This is a genomic window from Rothia nasimurium (assembly GCF_014217215.1).
GTDB lineage: Bacteria > Actinomycetota > Actinomycetes > Actinomycetales > Micrococcaceae > Rothia > Rothia avistercoris.
On sequence record NZ_CP056080.1, the window covers coordinates 436,196 to 456,081 of the forward strand.

Consider the following 19,886-nt stretch of genomic DNA (forward strand, 5'->3'; position numbering starts at 1 on the left):
TTACAATGTCTATCTTTTTGAACAAGGACTCCAAGGTCATCGTTCAGGGCATCACCGGCGGTGAAGGTACCAAGCACACCGCCCGTATGCTCGCCGCAGGCACCCAGATCGTGGGCGGCGTTAACGCCCGCAAGGCTGGTACCACCGTTTCCCACAAGGACGCAGCCGGTAACGATGTTGAGCTGAGCGTCTACGGCTCCGTTGCTGAAGCCGTCAAGGAGACCGGCGCAGACGTCTCTATCGTCTTCGTTCCCCCGGCCTTCACCAAGGACGCCGTCATCGAGGCTATCGACGCTGAGGTTCCCCTGGTTGTTGTCATTACTGAGGGCGTGCCCGTAGGTGACACCGCTGAGTTCTGGGCCTACGCCAAGAGCAAGGTTAATGCTGATGGCAAGCAGATTACCCGCATCATCGGCCCCAACTGCCCCGGCATCATTACTCCCGGTGAGTCCCTGGTCGGTATTACCCCCGCCAATATCACCGGTAAGGGCAAGATTGGTCTGGTCTCTAAGTCGGGTACCCTGACCTACCAGATGATGTTCGAGCTGCGCGACATCGGTTTCACCACCGCTATCGGCATCGGCGGTGACCCTATCATCGGCACCACCCATATCGATGCTCTCGAGGCATTCGAGGCTGACCCCGAGACCGAAGCTATCGTCATGATTGGTGAGATTGGTGGTGACGCTGAGGAGCGCGCTGCTGAGTTCATCAAGGCTAACGTCACTAAGCCTGTTGTTGGCTACGTGGCAGGTTTCACCGCTCCCGAGGGTAAGACCATGGGCCATGCGGGTGCTATTGTCTCCGGTTCATCTGGTACCGCCCAGGCTAAGAAGGAGGCCCTGGAAGCCTCTGGCGTGAAGGTGGGCAAGACCCCCTCAGAGGCTGCCCAGCTCATGCGCGAAATTTTCGCTAACAAGTAAGCTAGTTTCCCCTAGCCGGTAGGACGCCGGTGGTTGCGCAGTGCGTGACCACCGGCGTCCTTGTGTATAGGAGGCAAAATATTTCATGATGCAAGCTATATATCCGACTTGAAATAATAGGCATGTGCTGGCTGGTTGGTATGTTTAAGGGTTTTCTACCCTGGCCTAGGGGGCCGCTTGGAGCGCGCCTGTTGTTGTGGCCACTGCAGCTGTTCCGGCTTACGCCGCTTCGTTCGCACAGCGATACGGGATTCAGTACGGTCTCTTTGTGAGCACCCAGAACAACGGTGGCTATGTGGGTTATCAGGGGAGCAACAACACGGCAAGTGGCCTGCCTGGTGCTTACGGTTCAAACAGTGGCTTCTGGTTCTCGGCTCCAACCAACAATGTTGCTACCGGATCTGATTACATTTCAGGTTCAACAGCTACTCTGCTCAAGGGCGCGACTTTCGTGACCGATGTGGAATATACTGTTCCGGCTGGGTTCCTACGATAAAGGCTCCTATCACCGGTAACCTAACAGTTTTGAACGCTACCGCTACCTATCTATCAACCGCAAATATTGCGGGAACCTGGTCTGCGGCTATCCCTACCGTGACCACTAACGCTGACGCGTGTGGTTGTCCGACTCAGCACGGAATCGCGATTGGTTACATCTGCGGTCCAGGGGATAGGGCTTGTTGTGCCGTTAGGCTGGGCATAGGGGGGAGTACTGAGTTGATCCATTGCCAATCCAAAAGAAGCCTGGGCCGGGGCTGTCTTGCCCTATGCGATTAGAAGTCCAAAACTCATATTGAATGCGCGTCACGGTAACATCAGCCCACTGAAGCGGGTGGTCGTAATGCACCGTGACGCCGCATAGACAGGAACTGTGGTGCTAGCAATGACGGCGGGGGGGCAGCCCACGCGGCGCCCTTGACGAGGGTTCTGCGGTTGGGCGGAAGAGGCATTTGTTTGAGTGACATTTTAAACCTTCTGCTGGGGCGAGTGTGAGAAGTAGCCCTGCGCATCGCATGTACCTGACACGCAGGGTTTAACGACCTACCACCACCTGGTGGATTTTTCTAGGCAGAAGGTCCGCTGTTACTAGAGCACTGCCGTATTGAAGAGCAGGCCCAACAGGTAGGTGGCGAGAGCCGCGCCGTAGCCGATTGCCAGCTGACGCAGGCCGCGTTTGAGGGGGGAAACGCCTGAGAGTAGGCCCACCACACCGCCGGTGACCATCAGGGCAAAGCCCACCAGCAGCATGGAAATCAGCATGGCTGCCCCGCCCGACATGCCGAAAATATAGGGAAGAATCGGGATGAGAGCTCCAGATGCAAAGAAGCAGAAGCTCGAAGCAGCAGCTCCCACGTCGCTGCCGAGTGCACCGTGGGCGTCCTCGGCGTCCTCCCCTTCAACATCGTCGCGGAAGGAGAGCGAGGAGTCGCAGTCGCAGGTGAAGTAGCCGAAGCGTTCCATGGCGCGGTGGCGGGCGGCCTCCTCGCTCATACCGCGAGCCTTGTAAATCAGTTCTAGCTCATTCTGGTTAATATCGAGCTGGTGGGCCACGTCGAGGGTGACCTGGGTGGGGCGGGAAGCATCGAGCATTTCGCGCTGGGAGCGTACCGAAACGAATTCACCGGCAGCCATGGAGAGGGCACCTGCCAGTAGGCCTGCGATACCGGAGAGAAGTACCATGGAGCTGCTGACGCCGGTCGCGCCCACGCCCATGATTAGAGCGGCATTGGAGACGAGGCCGTCGTTGGCGCCAAAGACGGCGGCGCGGAAGTTGCCCGAGAGCTTTTCACGGCCAGAGGTGGAGAGTGCTCGAATGATTTCTTCGTGGATTGCCTCGTCAGCGGCCATGGCTTCGGTGGCGTCGGGGTCTTCCGCGTAGGGGGAGCGGCCCTCAGCGCGCTGGGCTAGAGCGAGCACAAAGACTGACCCAAAGTTCTTGGCAAGAAGCTCTAGAAAGCGGGCGGAGGCGGACGGGCGCGGCTCAGGCGCGGCGTGTTCGCCCAGTAAGGTGCGCCAGTGCTCCTGGTGGCGGAGCTCGGCCTGGGCGACTTCTCTGAGGATTTCTGCTTCTTTTCCCTCAGCCCGGTCGGCCAGGGCGGCGTAGATGCGAGCTTCTGAGATTTCTTCGGCGAGATAGCGGCGCCAGCGGCGAATCTGGGCGCGGCTTGGCTGGGGAGAGGAGGTGTGTGGAGCGGCTGCTGGCATGGTCTTTACCTTTGGTCAGGAGCCGAAGCGGGGCGAAAATTGCATACACTTCGGCTAAAGAAACTGTAGTTTTCTTAGCCGAAGGTCTCGCTCGCCGCTTGTGAGAAGCGGTGGTTTACCGGGTGCCGCACCTGAGGGTGGGCGAGCCAGTGTGTCGATAAACCGCTTTGGCGCTGGGCGCCGGTGGGAACTACTCCCCTTCGTCGCCTACTACTTTATCTACTTAGGTACTTTCTGTGCAAAGTCATATGTAGCTCTGCGCGGACGCTTGTGGGCGGGCGAAGTGGGCAGGGTGGAAAATTTTTTGAAGATTTTAATTAGCGCTGGTTCTTTTTCGCTAATTCAGATGTGTAGCGTTTGTGGCGGTGTTTCCGCTGGTCAATACCGCTGAGGTTAGGTTTGCATAAGCTGAAATGTAGGTGTATTTCCTAGTCATGTCAGGTTTTACTTATTATGATTTATTCACAATAAGCCTTGAAAAGCTGCAATGAGATGCGTAAGGTTAGGTATAGACAAGCTGCCGGGCTCCCCCGCATAGCCCGGCACACTCACGAAAGGAAAGCCTGCTATGAGCAAGTACGCATCATTCACCGTTCCCGGTCTCACCGAAGAATCGGGCCACCATGTAGCCGACGTTCTGCAGCTTCGTCTGCACGCCCTGAACGACCTGCACCTGGTGCTTAAGCACGCCCACTGGAATGTCGTTGGCCCCAACTTCATCGCTGTTCATGAAATGCTCGACCCCCAGGTCGACCTGGTACGTGGCTTCGTTGATGCCATTGCAGAGCGCATGGCCACCATGGGTGTAGCCCCCAATGGCCTCTCCGGCGACCTGGTCGAAAAGCGCACCTGGGCTGAATACGATGTTGACCGTGCAGACGCTCTGACTCACATCCGTGCCCTGAACGAGGTCTACAACGTTGTAGTTGAAGACCATCGTGCAGCTATTGCAAAGGTGGGCGACATCGACCCCATCACCGAGGATCTGCTGATCGGCCAGACCGCTGAACTGGAGCTCTTCCAGTGGTTCCTGCGTGGCCACCTCGAAGACGGTCAGGGTAACCTCAAGTAAGCCGCAGAGCTTAAAACTCGAACCACGCGCTAAAGGCGGATCTATCACTCGATAGACCCGCCTTTTCTGTGTGGCAATGTAGCTCTTAGCCCTCGATCAGTGCCCGAATCTTATCGAGGGTGAGTTCTGTGTGGGCGTAGCGGGCGTGGCCCAGGTGCTCGGGAACTTCGGTCATGCCAGGCACTACGACCACTTTCATGCCTGCAGCCATGGCGCTCTGAGTGCCAGAAGCAGAGTCCTCTACGGCAACACAGTTGGCGGGGTCTACCCCTAAATTCTGAGCCGCGAGCAGGTAGGGCTCGGTGTCTACAAGGGTTCCGTCGTGGTCAAAGAAAATAGCTTCAAGTCTGCTCATATATACCACCCTGCCCGCCTGCGGGGGGATCTTCCCGGTTAGGATAGGTGGGTGAACCAAGAGAGCCCCCACCACACCCAGAGTCAGCTACCCACTCACTCCCACCTGCAGCGGCAGCAGGGCCTTGTGCGTCAGGCACTGGCCTATCTGCTGGTACCCATGGCTTTTGCGTCGGCTGCCTGGATTACCGCCGGGCGCGCCCTCTTCGGCGCTGGGGGAGAGCTTGTTCCTATTTACGCGATATCGTTCGGCCCCGCCCTGCTCATTATTCTGCTGGTGGCTGCCCTGTTTTCCTATAAAGAGATGGGGCTGCAGGGTGCCCGAAAGCGGGCGGGACTGCCGCCTGTCACCGCCCTTGTTGCCGCTTCCACATGGGTATTAGCCGGGTTCTTCGGCATGGTTGCTCCCGACCGGCTAGAGGGTCAGAATATTTCGGCAGCAGCAGCCCTGCTGGGCCCCGATGTTATCGGTCTTTCTGCTGCCTTTGGTAATACCAGCGGAATTCTAACCTTCTCATTCGCTATTGCCACCCTGTTGCTGGCCATCAGCGACTACCGGCGGGCGCGAGCTCTCACCCGCGGACTAGATGAGGCTACCCGCGAGCGACTTGAGCGAGAAGAGTCCATGTACGACTTTCTCGACTAGTCCTGTAACCGTGCAGTGGTGGCTTACAGTTCTACTCTAGTGAGCCAGCCGGTGAGTACCTCGGTGGCAGCCGCAGTCAGTTTTTCAGCGTAGAGGGAGGCTTCGCGGCGGATTACCGCGACGTCCTGTTCTGAGGCCCTAATGTAGTCGGCGTAGGCGATGAGCCACTGCTCAATATGGCGGGGGTTCACTTCAAGATGGAACTGGAGGGCTAGCGCGTAGGGGCGCCCTGCGGCGTCCTCTAGGGTAAAGGCCTGGTTCTCGCATATCTGGGTGCGGGCTAGGCTGAGGGAACCTTCGGGCAGGGTAAAGGCGTCGCCGTGCCAGTGGAGGACGGGGGTGTTGCCTAGCGGCGCGAGAACAGATTCTTTCCCGACTTCGGTAAGTTCTGCCGGGGAGTAGCCCAACTCAATGGCACCGGTGGGGTCAACCTGGGCTCCTGCAGCTAGAGCAATTTGCTGGGCTCCCAGACAGATGCCCAGGACGGGTTTCTGCTCGGCGATGCGCGCCTTGATGAGTTCTACTTCTTCAAAGAGGAAGGGGTAGTCCTGGGTCTCATTCACGCTGATGGGAGCGCCCAGAATAACCAGCAAATCCGCCTCGCGCACCTCTGGGGTGTTGAGGGCGTCAATGCCTGCGTCACGGTATTTGACGGTAAAACCCCGTTCGGTCAATAAATCTTCAAAAATACCCAGATCTTCAAAGGCAACGTGGCGGACGGCATAGGCGGTGCGGGGCATGGTTCTCCTTGGGTGAGTGACTGCTACCAGTGTAAGGGTGGGGCGGCAGGTTGAGAAAGAGAGCGGACGTCTGTGCCCGCCGTACGAGACGCTCTCTTGCATGGGTGCGGTTTTGGGGCTGAAAAAATGTTTTCTCGGGTATCTAGCGCAAGATAGTTGAGTGTAGTAGACTCAAGTTAAAGCTGAGTGGAGTACACTCAAGTATGAACGAACTACCTACGCAAAAGGTAAAGGAGAACAATGAACGCACAATTTACGACCAAGAGCCAAGAAGTGCTCTCGGCAGCCAATATGAACGCCCAAACCGCGGGCAACCCCACCCTTGATACCTCCCACCTGCTCAAGGCCCTCATGGATCAGCGCGAGGGAGTTGCAGTGGCCGTCCTTAAAACCGCAGGGCTCGACGTTGATGCCATCTCGCTGGCAGCCTCCACCGAGATTTCTAAACTCCCTAAGGTGCAGGGCGCCTCAGCCGCCCAGGCCCAGCCGAGCCGCGCCGTCCTGACCGCCATTCAAACTGCCCAAGCCAAGGCATCCCAGTTCGGGGATACCTACATCTCCACCGAAATCCTGCTGCTGGCGCTCGCAGCGGGGGACGACGCTACCGCCCGCGCCCTACAGCAGGCCGGAGCCACCGAAAAGACCATTGAAGACACCATTCCAACCGTGAGAGGAGACCGCACCGTGACCACCCCCGACCCCGAAGGCACCTTCGGTGCCCTAGAACAGTACGGCACCGACCTGACCGCCGTCGCCCGCGAAGGAAAACTTGACCCCGTCATTGGGCGAGACAGCGAAATCCGCCGCGTCATCCAGGTGCTCTCCCGCCGCACCAAGAACAACCCCGTGCTCATCGGCGAACCCGGCGTCGGTAAAACCGCCGTCGTTGAGGGTCTGGCCCAGCGTATGGTCTCGGGTGACGTGCCCGAATCCCTGCGCGGCAAGACTCTGATTTCCCTCGACCTGGGTGCAATGGTCGCCGGTGCCAAGTACCGCGGTGAGTTCGAAGAGCGCCTCAAGGCCGTGCTGGAAGACATCAAGAAGTCCGAGGGGCAAATCGTCACCTTCATCGACGAAATCCACACCGTCGTTGGGGCAGGTGCCTCCGAAGGGTCGATGGATGCCGGCAATATGCTCAAGCCCATGCTAGCCCGCGGCGAGCTGCGCCTGATCGGTGCAACCACCCTCGACGAATACCGCGAAAACATCGAAAAGGACGCCGCCCTCGAACGCCGCTTCCAACAGGTCTATGTGGGTGAACCCAGCGTCGATGACACCATCGGTATTCTGCGCGGCCTCAAGGAACGCTACGAGGCCCACCACAAGGTTGCTATCGCAGACTCCGCCCTGGTGGCTGCAGCCAACCTGTCGAACCGCTACATCCCCTCGCGTCAGCTGCCCGACAAGGCCATTGACCTGATCGACGAGGCCGCCTCCCGCCTGCGCATGGAAATCGACTCGGCCCCCGAAGAGATCGATGCCCTGCGCCGCGCCGTTGACCGCCTGACCATGGAAGAACTGGCCCTGGCCAACGAGACCGACCCCGCTTCCGTCGAGCGCCTTGAAGCCCTGCGGGCAGATATGGCCGACAAGAAGGAAGAGTTGGACGCCCTCAACGCCCGTTGGGAAGCTGAAAAGGCCGGTCTCAACCGCGTCGGTGACCTCAAAACCCAGATCGACGAGCTGCGTTCCAAGGCAGAAGTCGCCCAGCGCGAAGGCAACCTAGCTGAAGCCTCCCGCGTGCTCTACGGCGAAATCCCCGCCCTCGAAGCCGAACTGGCTGCAGCTCAGCAGGCTGAGAACACCGCGTCCGAAGAGTCCATGGTCTCTGAAGAAGTGACCGCCGACGACATCGCCGAGGTGATCTCATCCTGGACCGGCATTCCCGCCGGGCGCATGCTCCAGGGCGAATCGGAAAAGCTCCTGCACATGGAAGACGAACTGGGCAAGCGCCTCATCGGCCAGCGCCAGGCAGTTACCGCTGTCGCTGACGCCGTCCGCCGCTCCCGCGCAGGCATCGCCGACCCCGACCGTCCTATCGGCTCCTTCCTCTTCCTTGGCCCCACCGGTGTCGGTAAAACCGAGCTCGCCAAGGCCCTGGCCGAGTTCCAGTTCGACGATGAACGTGCCCTGGTGCGTATCGATATGAGCGAATACGCCGAAAAGCACGCCGTCGCCCGCCTGGTCGGTGCCCCTCCCGGGTACGTCGGCTACGAAGAGGGTGGCCAGCTCACCGAAGCTGTGCGCCGCCGCCCCTACTCGGTCGTGCTCCTCGACGAGGTTGAAAAGGCCCACCCCGAGGTCTTCGACATCCTGCTGCAGGTACTCGACGACGGCCGCCTGACCGACGGCCAAGGACGCACCGTGGACTTCCGCAACGTCATCCTGATCCTGACCTCCAACCTGGGCTCCCAGTTCCTGATTGACCAGAACCTCGACGACGAAGCCCGCAAGAGCGCCGTCATGACCACTGTGAACGCCAGCTTCAAGCCGGAATTCCTCAACCGCCTGGATGAGGTCATCATGTTCGAGCCCCTCTCAGCCGATGACCTGGCCTCCATCGTGGGTCTGCAAATCGCCTCGATGGCCCGCCGACTGGAAGACCGCCGCCTAACCCTGGACGTCACCGACGCCGCCACCGAGTGGCTGGGACTTGCCGGCTATGACCCGGCCTACGGCGCGCGTCCGCTCCGCCGCCTCGTGCAGCGCGAAATCGGCGACCGCCTGGCCAAGGGAATCCTGGCCGGTGCTATCAAGGACGGCGACACCGTGCGCGTGGACGTCAACCCTGACGTCGCCGTGGACGGGCTGGTCGTCACCGCCGAGTAAAAGCCGGGAATGACCCTATTGCTTCTCTCTTGACCCTACGGATTATCTCGGGGTCAAGAGAGAAGCGATAGGGTCTTTGTCTTTTAAACTGGAAGAGTGAACCAGACCCAGCTCCGCCCCGAACCCAACACGCTCGATACCCGCTTTGCCGGGGCGTCCGCGTCCATCACCGCGCACGCCGATATCGCCGCCACCCACGCGGCCGCCCTACGCTCCATCGACCGGGTGGTAGCCGAAACAGCCCAGCCCACCGACCCGCAGGTCGCGGCGGACGGCATCCGGCAACTCCTGCGTGACGGGCAGGTTCTGGTGCTCACCGGGGCAGGAATCTCTACAGGCTCAGGGATTCCTGACTACCGCGGCCCCGCCGGGTCCCTGCGCAACCACCGCCCCATGACCTACCAGGAATTCCGTTTCGATGAGGTGGCCCGGCAGCGCTACTGGGCCCGCTCCTTCGTGGGCTGGCGGCAAATGAATCGTGCCCGCCCCAATACCGCCCACTACCTGCTCGCAGACCTCGAATCCCAGGGGCGCCTTGCCGGGCTGATTACCCAAAACGTGGACGGCCTGCACACCGCAGCGGGGTCCCGCACAGTCGTTACCCTGCACGGGGATCTTTCCCGCATCGAATGCCTAGACTGCGGGGCGGATGAGGGGCGCACCTCCCTGGACGCCCGCATCGAAGCCGCCAACCCCGGCTACCTCGAACGCCTCGCCAGCACCACCCTGCAGGTCAACCCCGACGGGGACGCCGACATCGACGCCCGCTTCATCCAGGATTTTCAGATGGTCGGCTGCTTGGCCTGCGGCTCAACCAAGCTCAAACCCGCAGTGGTCTACTTCGGCGAACCCGTTCCACCTGCCCGCAAGCAGGCCGTCAAAGAACTGGGGGAGCGGGCCCGTTCCCTGCTGGTGCTCGGCTCCTCCCTGGCCGTGATGAGCTCCTACAAAATCGCCCTCGACTTCGCTCGCGCGGGCAAGCCCATCGCCGTCATCAACCAGGGCCCGGGACGGGCGGACGCACGCGCCACCTACCTTTGGCGCGCCGACGTCACCGACGCCCTTTACGCCGTTACAGCCCCGCCTGAAGGCATCTAAAACTTTTTCTTCTGTGAGTTTCACCAGGTCAAAGGCACTAAAAGGGCTGTCTGTAGGTGCTCATAAGTGAAGGCTAAGTACAACACAGGCTAAACACAGACTCTGAGAGAACACTGGTTATCAAGCAAAACAAGACCAGATACACCCCTCGGAGAACCCCGTGAACACCATCATCACAGCAGCTGCCCTCGACCTCGTCGCCATCCTGATTCTGTGCGGCATGTACGTCACTCGCCACCGCCGCCGCGACCTCGTGGTCTCCTACATCATCAACGTGGGCGTCTTCGCCGTCACCGTCGCCCTGGCTAACGCCGACGCCACCAGCGCGGGCATGGGTATGGGCCTCTTCGGCGTACTGTCCATCATCCGCCTGCGCTCCACCGAGCTCGACCAGCGCGAGGTTGCCTACTACTTCGCGGCCCTCGCACTAGGCCTGCTCATGGGTATCGGCCTCGAGCCCATCGGCCTGGCTCTCGGCCTCTCAGCCCTGCTGCTGGCCATCATGTTCGTGGTTGACCTCATCAACGACAAGACCATCGCCAACATCCGCTATACCGTGGGGGATTCCAAGAAGACTCTGCCCGCCACCGGCTCCCTCACCAGCGTGCGCTAGGGGTCAGTGAGCGAGTAGGACGCCCGCACCCGCTTTACTTGCCAGGGGTAAGGAAACCGGGGTGGGCGTCCTCATTTTTATCTTTTGACAAGGGGAAATAAAAAAGTTTGGCATGCATAAGTTCAAGCTAAGTTCACCACAGCTTAAACATAGCTTCGCCCATCAGGCTGTTAACAACAGCCCGAACAGAGCACGACAGAAAGACCGCCATGACTGCTACAGCCTTCACCCAGAACACCGCCACCCTGGCCCCGGCCCACTGGCCCGGCATCAGCCTGGACGAACTGAACGCCAAAGCAGCCATGCAGACCCGCGTCGACCGCAAGTACATCGTCGACGGCCCCTCCACCGGCGGCAATGGCTCAGAGGCCGGTACCGCTACCGCAACCTCCGGTGCTGCCGCAGGTGACATGGGTGGCTTCGGCGGCCGCCCCTAAAGCCCCATAGACTCAGCCGGCGATAACGACACTCGCAGCCTAGAACTTCGCCGGCTGCCCTACCGCTCCGCGTCACCTCTTTCTGGTCGGGTGACGCGGAGCTTCTCTTTGCCAGGAGGGGCTCTATGCGAAATAAAACGACCGTTCTCTATATTTTTGTGGTTTTTAGCAGTTTCTTACATCTCATGTGACGAACAGGCAAGCAAAGACGCGCAAAAACATGTACCCTTAGATACAGAAAAGACTGAAAGTTTTTCTGGTACACCCCTGCGCGCACGCGGGTGGCCAGATACGAGCGATAAAGAGGGGGTCTCGCCATGGGGCGCGGCCGTCAGAAGGCTAAAGCAACTCGGCAGGCTCGGGAGATGAAGTACTTCAGCCCCGACACCGACTACACTGCACTCGAACGCGAACTGAGCAAGAGCACCAGCTCTCGGCCTAAGACGTCTGGTTATCAGTACGATGACGAGGACGACTACGCAGAATACGCAGATAAGTACGCCGACGATTATCAGGAGAAGTAACCCGCGTAGCACCACGCGGGTTCTTCCCGTCTCTTTTTCTAGCCCGCCACCGGTCGCCGGTGGCGGGCTTTTGTATAGGTGCGGGCGCAACATGTTGTGGCTACCGCCAAAGGTGGCGGTGGCGTCGCCACATTTGGCGGTCAGCGCCACAGATAAGTGGTCTGGTCGGGTCAAGGCGCGGACGTCCGCGCTCGACCAGGTACGCTCGGTTGCAGTCACAGCTGGGGTGTAGGTTAGACAAGCCTTCGTCATGGGTTAGCCGCCCATAGTTGAAGGTATGAACAACAGCGCAGACCAGAACATCGAACAGAACACCCAGCAGACCCAGGCAGAGCAGAAGACCAGCTGGGTCAAATCCAAAACCACTCGACTTACCGCCCTCATCGGCTGCCTAGAGCCTCATCATGCCGCGACAGAGAGTAAAGATGGGACGGTAAGGGCCCGCGGGTAAGACCGCCAGCAGGGGTGAGAAAGTGTAAGGTAGTAATAGCACACAATGGGTGTCGCTCTACACACTTGATACCTGCATGAAGATACTGCTCATCACACACTACTACCCACCTGAGATTGGAGCTCCTCAGCGCCGCTGGTCCGCACTGGTCAAGCGCTGGCAGGCAGCTGGCCACCAGGTGACTGTGTGTTGCCCTCCTCCGCACTACCCCGATGCGGTAGCAACCGCGTCGATTCGTGAAAAGTTTAGGGGCACTCCTTGGGTTCATCAGGGTAAATACGGGGAAAGAATTATTCGGGTGCCGTATCTTCTGCACGGTGTTTCTGGTACGACTCGAACCCTAGACCAGATTGTCGTTGCCCTGGGCACGATGGTAGCAACAACGGTTTTGAGGTTGCAGAAATCTTCTTTTGACGTTGTAGTGGCGACGGTTCCGGGCGTTCCTAGCGCAGGTGCTGGGCTAGTTGCTAAAAAACTGCTGAGGGCTCCGCTAGTTCTCGAGATGCGGGATGCCTGGCCCGATATTGTTGCTGATCCTCAGATTCCGGTGCGCGGGATAGCACCGGTGGCGAGAGCTCGTCGGGTTTTTGCACGAGCTGTCACTAGCGCCCAGCGAAGGGCTGATGCCCTGGTGACAACAACCGAGAGCTTCGCCCAGGTGCTATGCGGGCGGGGAATTAAGCCCGTTCACACCATCAGCAACGGTGTTACTCCCAGCCTGTTCCATAGCGCGATCGAGCCTCTCCCCGAACGGGCGGGGGAACTACGCCTCCTATACACCGGTACTATGGGGCGCTCGCAGGGGCTGAAGGTTCTTCTCGATGCGCTTGATCTTGCGGTGAAGAAACGCCCCGATACTAAATTTACCCTTCGTCTCATCGGCGAGGGCGCTGAACGTGACCAGCTGATTGCGTCAGCAGAATCTCGAGACCTACCGGTAGAGTTTTTGCCGTTGCAGCCGCGCTCTTCAGTGCGTAAGCACTACGAGTGGGCTGATGTTAACCATGTATCTTTACGGCGTATTCCGGTATTTACCTGGACCGTACCCTCAAAACTATACGAGCTACTGACCGTGCCGCGGCTGGTCGTGGGCCTGCTTGAGGGCGAGGCCGAACGTATCTTGCGGGAGTCCGCCTCGGGTATTCATCTCGCCCCAGAATCGGCGCAAGACCTTGCCAACCTATGGGTTGAGCTGGCTGACGACCGCTCCCGCCTACACACTAATGATAGGGGGCGGCAGTTCGTGCTGGAGCACTTTAACTACGATCATCTGGCGCAGAAATACCTCACCGTCTTAGAGACGGTCATCAGCAAAGAGTACAACCGATGAGAGCCCTGCATCTGCTCAGAAACGCCACTCTGGCCGCAACGGTGGTGATAGGTCTGGTACGTACAGACCCGGCTGCCTTCCTGAATCAGGTAGGGCAGCGAGCTCCAGTGGGAATTCGTACTCACTTGGCTCCTGCCCTGGAGCGGGTATCGCCGTCGCCGGACGCTGCCCGCACGCTATGGTCCGCAGGGCAGGTCACTGAGGCCCTGGCTTCTGCTCGAAGCAAGGGTAAACGTCGCTTGACCCAAAAACTTGAAGCGGAAGCAGCGCTACTGAGTCCGGGTTTCACACTGGGACTTCCCGCCTATACACCCACTATCCCCGCAACGACCGGCGGTCAGCCGGGGGAGGGGGCGCAGGCGTCCGCCCCGGAAACCGGGGAGCTGCGCGTGCTGCACCTGCTCACCAACTCGCTTCCCGCCACCCAGTCGGGCTACACCCTACGCACCCACCGCCTGCTGGGCGCCCTAGCACAGCGGGGCATCCAGCTAGCTGCTCACACCCGCATCGGCTACCCGGTCATGGTAGGTTCCCTGACCGCAGACGACACGGCGCAGGTTGGACCGGTGACCTACCGCCGCTACCTCCCCTGGAAGCTCGCTTCAACCACCACAGGGCGTCTAGAGCAGTGGGCTACCCACCTTGCCCGAACCTACGACAGTCAGCCTCCCCAGCTGATTCACACCACCACCCACTTCCACAACGCGCTCGTGGCGCAGGCGCTCGCGGAGCGTTGGGGGGTGCCTTGGATCTATGAGGTGCGCGGTGTGCTTGAAGAAACCTGGTTGTCGAAGCAGCCGGAACACCTGCAGGTAGCTGCCGCCCAGAGCGAGCGTTTTCTTTTAACCCGGTCACGCGAAACGCAGATGATGGGGGCAGCGAGCCATGTGCTCACCCTGTCGGAGACCATGAAGACAAGCCTGATAGCGCGCGGCATCCCCGAGAACCGGATTACTGTGGTGCCCAACAGCGTAGATTCCTCTCTGCTGGAGCAGCGCCTTAGCCCCCGCGAGGCAAGGGCTCAGCTGGGGATGCCCGAGGGCGGGTTTTGGTTCGGGTCGGTGAGCTCGCTGGTGCCCTATGAGGGGTTCGACACCCTCTTGCAGGCTCTAGCCTTGCTTCGTGCTCAGGGCGTGGACGCCCGTGTGCTTCTTGCCGGTGACGGCACCGATAGGGTTCGCCTTGAGAAACTAGCTCACTCACTGGGCATTGCCGACTTCGTGGTGTTTTTAGGCCGGATTACGCCTGAACTGACGCCGGTTGCGCATCAGGCTCTAGATGTTTTTGTCGTCCCCCGTACCAATGATGAGGTGTGCCGCACCGTCACCCCCCTTAAACCTATCGAGGCTATGGCGCTGGGGCGCCCCGTGGTGGTGAGTGACTTACCGCCCCTAGCTGATCTCGTGTACCCTGAGGGGCAGCAGCCTGCCGGTATGGTAGGGCAGGCAGGTGACCCCGCTTCTTTTGCGGAGGTGCTGCTGTTTTTATCGGAAAATCCGGACGCCCGCGCCCGCTTGGGGGCGCAGGGGCGGGAGTTAGCCCGGGCAAGGACCTGGGAAACCCAGGCGGCTACTGTGGAAGAGATTTACAATAGTCTTTTGACCGATGGGGGCGGAGCAAGCTTCTACAGAGAAGGCTATTCCCCTGCCCCCGCCAAGGAGAGCTGATGCCCAACTACGCCCGTGGACGTCTGGAACTGAACAGCCAGTACAGCCACTATCAGGGACTCGTTACTCGCGGGAAATTACGGCCCGTGGGGGTGCGCGGTAACTACCGCCTGTACCTACAGCGTCTGTGGAAGTACCGTGCCTTTATCTGGCACCAGTCTCTCTACAAGGTTTTTGCGAGTAACAGCGATAACCGGCTGGGTTCCCTGTGGCTTTTCCTGAGGCCTCTGATGGACGTGATGTTCTATTGGGTGCTCTTTGGCCTGGTTCTTCGGGTTGACCGGGGTATGGAGAATTTCCCGGCTTTCCTGATTGTCGGTATTTTGATGTTCCAGTTCACCGCACAGTCTATTAACTCTGCAGCATCGGTGATGAAGCAAAATAAGAGCCTGATTCAGGGCTTTAATTTTCCGCGCGCCCTCCCACCGGTTGCCTTAGCTCTGAAGAACACGCTGGAAGCTTTACCGATGATTGCGGTGATGCTGGCGGGGATTATCCTCATACCGCCGCATGTGACAGTTTCGTGGACCTGGCTGCTCATCGTGCCGCTCTTTATTCTTCAGGTGCTGTTTAATACCGGCCTAATCTTGATGATTGCCAGAATCGGCTACTTCATTCCAGATACCACCGCGCTTTTTTCGTTTATTACCCGCATCCTGATGTTTGGGTCAGGGGTTATCTTCCCGATTGAACGGTTTATTAATCACCCAGTAGCGCTTGCCCTCATTGAGGCAAACCCGCTGTTTATTGTGCTCAATATGTACCGGGAGGTACTGGTTGAGGGCACCGTGCCCGGTATGTATGAGTGGCTGTTGCTGCTGCTCTGGGTGATTCTGCTGGTGCTTGTTGGATTTGTATTTTTTGTTGATGCGGAGGAACGCTATGGTTCGCTTTCCTAGTGAAGATACTCCGCAGAAACAGCTCAATGTGCTGGTCGATGATGTGCATGTTGAGTACACCACCCGGTTTAAGACCGGTAGGTTTAGCAGGCAAAAAAGGAATGTAAGGGCTCTCAACGGCGTCTCGTTTACTGCTTTTGAGGGTGAATTTATCGGTCTGGTGGGCAAGAACGGAGCCGGAAAATCCACCCTTCTGCGGGTAATAGCGGGTCTTCAGCCACCGACTCATGGGCAGGTGCTAGCATCTGACCAGCCCACGCTGATTGGTATTTCTGCGGCTCTAAATCCCACGATGTCTGGGGACGACAATATTACTTTGGGCTGCCTAGCGATGGGCATGAGCATGGCTGAGGTGGAGGCTGCTCGTGCCGGGGTAATTGAGCTTGCCGGAATTGGGGACGCCGTCTATCGTCCCATGGAGACATACTCATCTGGCATGGGGTCACGTCTGCGGTTTGCTATTTCGATGGCCGCTCGGCCCCAGATCATGCTCATTGATGAGGCCTTGAGTGCGGGCGATGCTGCTTTTGCTGACCGCGCTAAAAAGGCGATGGACGGTCTGCTGGATCAGGCAGGTACTGTTTTTCTGGTGTCACACGCTGCTCAAACCGTGGAAGAGATGTGCACCCGGGCCCTGTGGATAGATGAGGGCGAGCTGATTATGGACGGGGATGCGCGTGCAGTTGCGCGTAAGTACCGCTGGTATGCTCACACCCTGTCGCAGGGCGACGATGAGAAAGCTGCCGGGTTGTTGGCAGATGCAAAAAAGTTGGGGGAATCTGGCTATCTTGCTGACAACGTAGACGAATAGAATTACCTAAGACAACATCTCACTACACACGATCAAAGGACATATATGAAAAGAGTGATGACCGTTTACGGCACCCGCCCTGAGGCTATTAAGGTCGCCCCCATTATTAAGGCGCTTGAGGCTTCTGAGAAGTTTGAGTCGATTGCTGTGGTAACCGGGCAGCATCGGGAGATGCTGGATCAGGTCAACGGGCTCTTCGGTATCGAACCCGTTGAAGACCTCAACATTATGTCTGCTGGCCAGAGCCTTAACGGCATCGTGGCTAAGGTGATTAGTGGTGTTGACGCTATTTACGAAAAATACGCCCCTGATGCGGTGATTGTGCAGGGTGATACGTCAACGGTGATGGGGGCTGCTGTTGCTGCTTTTAACCGCCAGATTCCGGTGGTGCATCTTGAAGCTGGCCTGCGCTCGGGAGATATTAACTCTCCCTTCCCTGAAGAGGCTAACCGTAAGCTGACGAGTCAGATTGCTGCCCTTCACCTGGCTCCTACAGCTGAGTCAAAAGCTAACCTGCTACGCGAAGGCGTGAACGAAGCAGATATCGTGGTAACCGGTAACTCTGTGATTGACGCTTTGTTTGTAACCGTTGAAAAGACTGTTGAGTTTGAGGATTCTGCTGTACAGCAGGTTATCGAGAACGGCTCCCCGATGGTTTTGGTGACGACGCACAGGCGTGAAAACTGGGGCGAGCCTATGGAACGTATCGGTCAGGCTGTTGCTGAGCTGGCGCGTAAGTTCCCTGACTTCACTTTTGTTTTCCCCGCCCATAAGAACCCGCTGGTACGTGAGGCTGTTCTTCCTTCGCTGGAGGGCCTGCAGAACGTCATCGTAACGGAGCCTCTTGCCTATGCAGAGTTTACTCACGTGATGAAGGCTGCTCACCTGGTATTGACTGATTCTGGGGGAGTGCAGGAGGAAGCTCCGAGCTTGGGTAAGCCGGTACTGGTACTTCGTGAGAATACTGAGCGCCCTGAGGCTGTGGAGGCCGGTACCGTGCGTCTCATCGGTACTGAATTGGAGCGGATTGTGGATGAGGTCTCTGCTCTGATTGAGAATGATGAACATTATGCGTCTATGGCTAATGCTGTAAATCCCTATGGTGATGGTAAGGCAGCAGAACGAACTATTGCTGCGTTGGAGGCGCTGTTTAATCTAGGTAAACGTATAAAAGAATTTTCCTAATTAATTTTTTTAGTTAATCTGTTTGATGATTTCTTTTATTATTCTCATGCTTTTTTCTTTATTTGGCGGGTTGTGTCCTGTGAGAGGGTCAGAATAAAAAATAACAGAAAATAAATCGTTTAGTTTTGGATTATCCCCCATATGCCTAATTATTGTAGGTAAATCCAGGTTGATATCATCTTGTGAGTCAGTATTTATGTATATCTTTGAGCTGGGTGTAAAATTGAGGGATTTGTAGAATGAAAATACGTTTAGTCGACTTTCGTATAAGCCCGAGACTTGTTCTATGGAGCTTGTTCCAAAACTGCTCCATAATGCAGCGCGCACTTCTTTATCAAAATAGTGTGTTATATCAATTTGAGGGTTGATAACAGAGGCATGAGACCCCTTGTAGAGCGCGCTAAGACATAATGCTTGAAATCCACCTGCTGAACTTCCAAAAAATCCTATATTGAAGCTATCGGTTTTATTGATCAAACCAATATTTTTTAAGGCTGCGAGAAGTTTATCTAGTGCTGTTTTCATGGCGAGTATAGCATGGTGATCTTTATTGCCTAATCCCCAGCCAATACTTATATCAGAGCTTAGCTGTATGGTTGGGTCTGCGATAAAAATACAATGCGCCTCAATCTCGGGTGCCCAAGTCATTCTCTGAAAAACCAAACCATCTGCACTTCTTGACCTGTCTACAGCTCCATTGAGGAAAACAATGACAGGTAATTCTGGATTTTCATGTATATTGAAGTGGATGTCTATATCAAATGTTTCTTGCAGAACCTTTATTGTCTCTGTTTTTTTTGCTGGTGATAGGTAAGAGCTGAGCGAAGAAGCGGGAATTCGTATCATGAAGCATCACTACTTATAGAAAAGTAATCAAGAGTAATTAGGCCCTCTGCTGACCTTGAATGCCAGATATTGATTTTTGTTGGAATTTTATCAGGATGAACATAAAATGGTTTTCTGCCGATAAGTTTATTCTTATTGGCAATAATTCCTGTAACCATCTCTTTCGTCCCGTAGGGCTTCCAAAGCTCTGTTTCATCTGGTAGACCTAAACTATTTTCGTACTCAAATGAAATAAAAACTCTACTATCGACAGCGGGTGAGCTTATTGTGAAATGAAAATTTACTTCGATGAGTCCAACGCTTTGTGGGGGATAGCTAAAATCTATCGATTTAGTTGAGATTTTGATAGGTGGTGTAGAAGAATTTCTAAGGGAATTGATAAAGATAAAGTTTTTCCCCCCAAGCTTATCTAGTGTTTTGGGAAAATACAGTGATAGATTACTGTCCTCGTAGTTTATGTAAGGCATTAAAGACTGTTCTTTATAAATACGCTCGATAGCTAAAAATCCTGTACCTCGCTGGTGCCCGTCTTGGTTAGGGTGAAGTAATGTAATAAAGTTCGGCTTGCGTGAATCAATTATAGTTGGAGCCCACTTATCAATTTCAGCATGGTTTTGCCGTGGTGGCTCTAGAAAAGTATCTTTTGACTTGCTGTACATACAAATATAAAGCTGCCCCACAGATGTTTTCGGCCGATAACATTCTCTGATATTGCGCAAATTTCCATTGTGGTATAAGGCAGTGTAGCCTCTTCCAAAGGACAGGCAGTATGCAACATGAGTCTTTGTAATGTAGGGGGTCGCCATAGAAAAAAAATCTTTTCCAAGCAGATCATCATCGTCAAGACGATACCAGCTGTATACCACATCATCTTGAGGGTACAACTCTGCAATGGACTTCGCAGTATCGTTTATAATACTGGAGTGCTGATCCATAGAGTCGTTACAGAATATTTTTAAGAAATCATATTTTTGTGAAGCCTCATCTAGCTTCTTTTTATACTTAATGGGTAAGCTGCTAGAGTATTGCACAATGTGCACAATATTGTGCTCTTGGGCTGCGAGAGCAATCTGTGGAAGTGAAATATTTAGAAAGATATCAATCCTTGGATCAAGCCTTTCTTTAGCGTAGAGTTTATTCTTGTACTCTATTGCAGAGCTCGCTGACGCTGAAAGATTCCAGCTTGCTGATTTTGGAATGTATAGTGAGAAACGTGTAACACCAATGAAAAATACTTTTTTTGTATCAAGCATTGC

The 19,886-nt window shown here is 56.5% G+C and carries 20 protein-coding genes; 15 read left to right on the forward strand and 5 right to left on the reverse strand.

Annotated elements, in window-relative coordinates; translation table 11 throughout:
- The first annotated feature begins 5 nt into the window (after window positions 1-5).
- Window positions 6-923, forward strand: coding sequence for a succinate--CoA ligase subunit alpha (gene sucD / locus HWU94_RS02130; protein WP_185174112.1), 918 nt, complete (start codon window positions 6-8; stop codon window positions 921-923).
- 268 nt (window positions 924-1,191) lie between these two features.
- Window positions 1,192-1,419: a hypothetical protein gene (locus tag HWU94_RS02135; protein ID WP_185174113.1), complete on the forward strand. Its 228-nt coding sequence runs from the start codon at window positions 1,192-1,194 to the stop codon at window positions 1,417-1,419.
- 590 nt (window positions 1,420-2,009) lie between these two features.
- On the opposite strand, the gene HWU94_RS02140 is transcribed toward HWU94_RS02135, so the two are convergent.
- Window positions 2,010-3,128, reverse strand: coding sequence for a VIT1/CCC1 transporter family protein (locus HWU94_RS02140; protein WP_185174114.1), 1,119 nt, complete (start codon window positions 3,126-3,128; stop codon window positions 2,010-2,012).
- A 568-nt stretch (window positions 3,129-3,696) separates the two neighbouring features.
- On the opposite strand from HWU94_RS02140, the gene HWU94_RS02145 reads away from it, so the two are divergent.
- The gene (locus tag HWU94_RS02145; RefSeq protein WP_185174115.1) at window positions 3,697-4,200 is read left to right on the forward strand and encodes a Dps family protein; all 504 of its coding nucleotides are present in this window, start codon (window positions 3,697-3,699) and stop codon (window positions 4,198-4,200) included.
- 85 nt (window positions 4,201-4,285) lie between these two features.
- Here the strand turns inward: HWU94_RS02145 and HWU94_RS02150 are convergent, their stop codons facing one another.
- A complete protein-coding gene (locus tag HWU94_RS02150) occupies window positions 4,286-4,555 on the reverse strand; it encodes an HAD family phosphatase (protein WP_185174116.1) in 270 nt (89 codons plus the stop codon).
- 51 nt (window positions 4,556-4,606) lie between these two features.
- Between HWU94_RS02150 and HWU94_RS02155 the strand changes: the two genes are divergently transcribed.
- Complete coding sequence (locus tag HWU94_RS02155) at window positions 4,607-5,200, forward strand: hypothetical protein (RefSeq protein WP_185174117.1); 594 nt, start codon at window positions 4,607-4,609, stop codon at window positions 5,198-5,200.
- 23 nt (window positions 5,201-5,223) lie between these two features.
- On the opposite strand, the gene HWU94_RS02160 is transcribed toward HWU94_RS02155, so the two are convergent.
- Entirely contained in the window at window positions 5,224-5,940 is a 717-nt protein-coding gene (locus HWU94_RS02160; RefSeq protein ID WP_185174118.1) for a glutamine amidotransferase, read from the reverse strand.
- 240 nt (window positions 5,941-6,180) lie between these two features.
- Here HWU94_RS02160 and clpB point away from each other — a divergent pair, with 240 nt between their 5' ends.
- The 11 genes from clpB (at window position 6,181) to wecB (ending at window position 17,784) form a co-directional block, all read left to right on the forward strand.
- The gene (gene clpB / locus HWU94_RS02165) at window positions 6,181-8,769 is read left to right on the forward strand and encodes an ATP-dependent chaperone ClpB (RefSeq protein WP_185174119.1); all 2,589 of its coding nucleotides are present in this window, start codon (window positions 6,181-6,183) and stop codon (window positions 8,767-8,769) included.
- 165 nt (window positions 8,770-8,934) lie between these two features.
- Window positions 8,935-9,867, forward strand: coding sequence for a Sir2 family NAD-dependent protein deacetylase (locus HWU94_RS02170; protein WP_221625865.1), 933 nt, complete (start codon window positions 8,935-8,937; stop codon window positions 9,865-9,867).
- A 160-nt stretch (window positions 9,868-10,027) separates the two neighbouring features.
- Window positions 10,028-10,480 (forward strand): DUF4956 domain-containing protein, encoded by a 453-nt coding sequence (locus tag HWU94_RS02175; protein ID WP_185174120.1) that lies wholly within the window; start codon window positions 10,028-10,030, stop codon window positions 10,478-10,480.
- Window positions 10,481-10,689: 209 nt separating this feature from the next.
- Window positions 10,690-10,917, forward strand: coding sequence for a hypothetical protein (locus tag HWU94_RS11580; protein WP_244955998.1), 228 nt, complete (start codon window positions 10,690-10,692; stop codon window positions 10,915-10,917).
- Window positions 10,918-11,234: 317 nt separating this feature from the next.
- Window positions 11,235-11,441 carry a DUF3073 domain-containing protein gene (locus HWU94_RS02185; protein ID WP_185174121.1) on the forward strand — a complete coding sequence of 69 codons (207 nt, stop codon included), beginning with the start codon at window positions 11,235-11,237 and terminating at the stop codon, window positions 11,439-11,441.
- A gap of 277 nt (window positions 11,442-11,718) precedes the next feature.
- Window positions 11,719-11,892, forward strand: a complete 174-nt coding sequence (locus HWU94_RS02190; RefSeq protein WP_185174122.1) for a hypothetical protein — start codon at window positions 11,719-11,721, stop codon at window positions 11,890-11,892.
- A 49-nt stretch (window positions 11,893-11,941) separates the two neighbouring features.
- Window positions 11,942-13,222, forward strand: coding sequence for a glycosyltransferase family 4 protein (locus HWU94_RS02195; RefSeq protein ID WP_185174123.1), 1,281 nt, complete (start codon window positions 11,942-11,944; stop codon window positions 13,220-13,222).
- Window positions 13,219-14,889 (forward strand): glycosyltransferase family 4 protein, encoded by a 1,671-nt coding sequence (locus HWU94_RS02200; protein ID WP_185174124.1) that lies wholly within the window; start codon window positions 13,219-13,221, stop codon window positions 14,887-14,889. Before HWU94_RS02195 ends, HWU94_RS02200 begins: the two co-directional genes overlap by 4 nt.
- Window positions 14,889-15,788, forward strand: a complete 900-nt coding sequence (locus tag HWU94_RS02205) for an ABC transporter permease (protein WP_185174125.1) — start codon at window positions 14,889-14,891, stop codon at window positions 15,786-15,788. The genes HWU94_RS02200 and HWU94_RS02205 overlap by 1 nt, the downstream gene beginning before the upstream one ends.
- A complete protein-coding gene (locus HWU94_RS02210) occupies window positions 15,772-16,599 on the forward strand; it encodes an ABC transporter ATP-binding protein (RefSeq protein ID WP_244955999.1) in 828 nt (275 codons plus the stop codon). Before HWU94_RS02205 ends, HWU94_RS02210 begins: the two co-directional genes overlap by 17 nt.
- 45 nt (window positions 16,600-16,644) lie before the next feature.
- A complete protein-coding gene (gene wecB / locus HWU94_RS02215) occupies window positions 16,645-17,784 on the forward strand; it encodes a non-hydrolyzing UDP-N-acetylglucosamine 2-epimerase (protein ID WP_185174127.1) in 1,140 nt (379 codons plus the stop codon).
- Between the two features lie 9 nt (window positions 17,785-17,793).
- On the opposite strand, the gene HWU94_RS02220 is transcribed toward wecB, so the two are convergent.
- Window positions 17,794-18,630 carry a hypothetical protein gene (locus HWU94_RS02220; protein ID WP_185174128.1) on the reverse strand — a complete coding sequence of 279 codons (837 nt, stop codon included), beginning with the start codon at window positions 18,628-18,630 and terminating at the stop codon, window positions 17,794-17,796.
- The gene (locus HWU94_RS02225; protein ID WP_185174129.1) at window positions 18,627-19,883 is read right to left on the reverse strand and encodes a glycosyltransferase; all 1,257 of its coding nucleotides are present in this window, start codon (window positions 19,881-19,883) and stop codon (window positions 18,627-18,629) included. Before HWU94_RS02225 ends, HWU94_RS02220 begins: the two co-directional genes overlap by 4 nt.
- Window positions 19,884-19,886 lie beyond the last annotated feature (3 nt).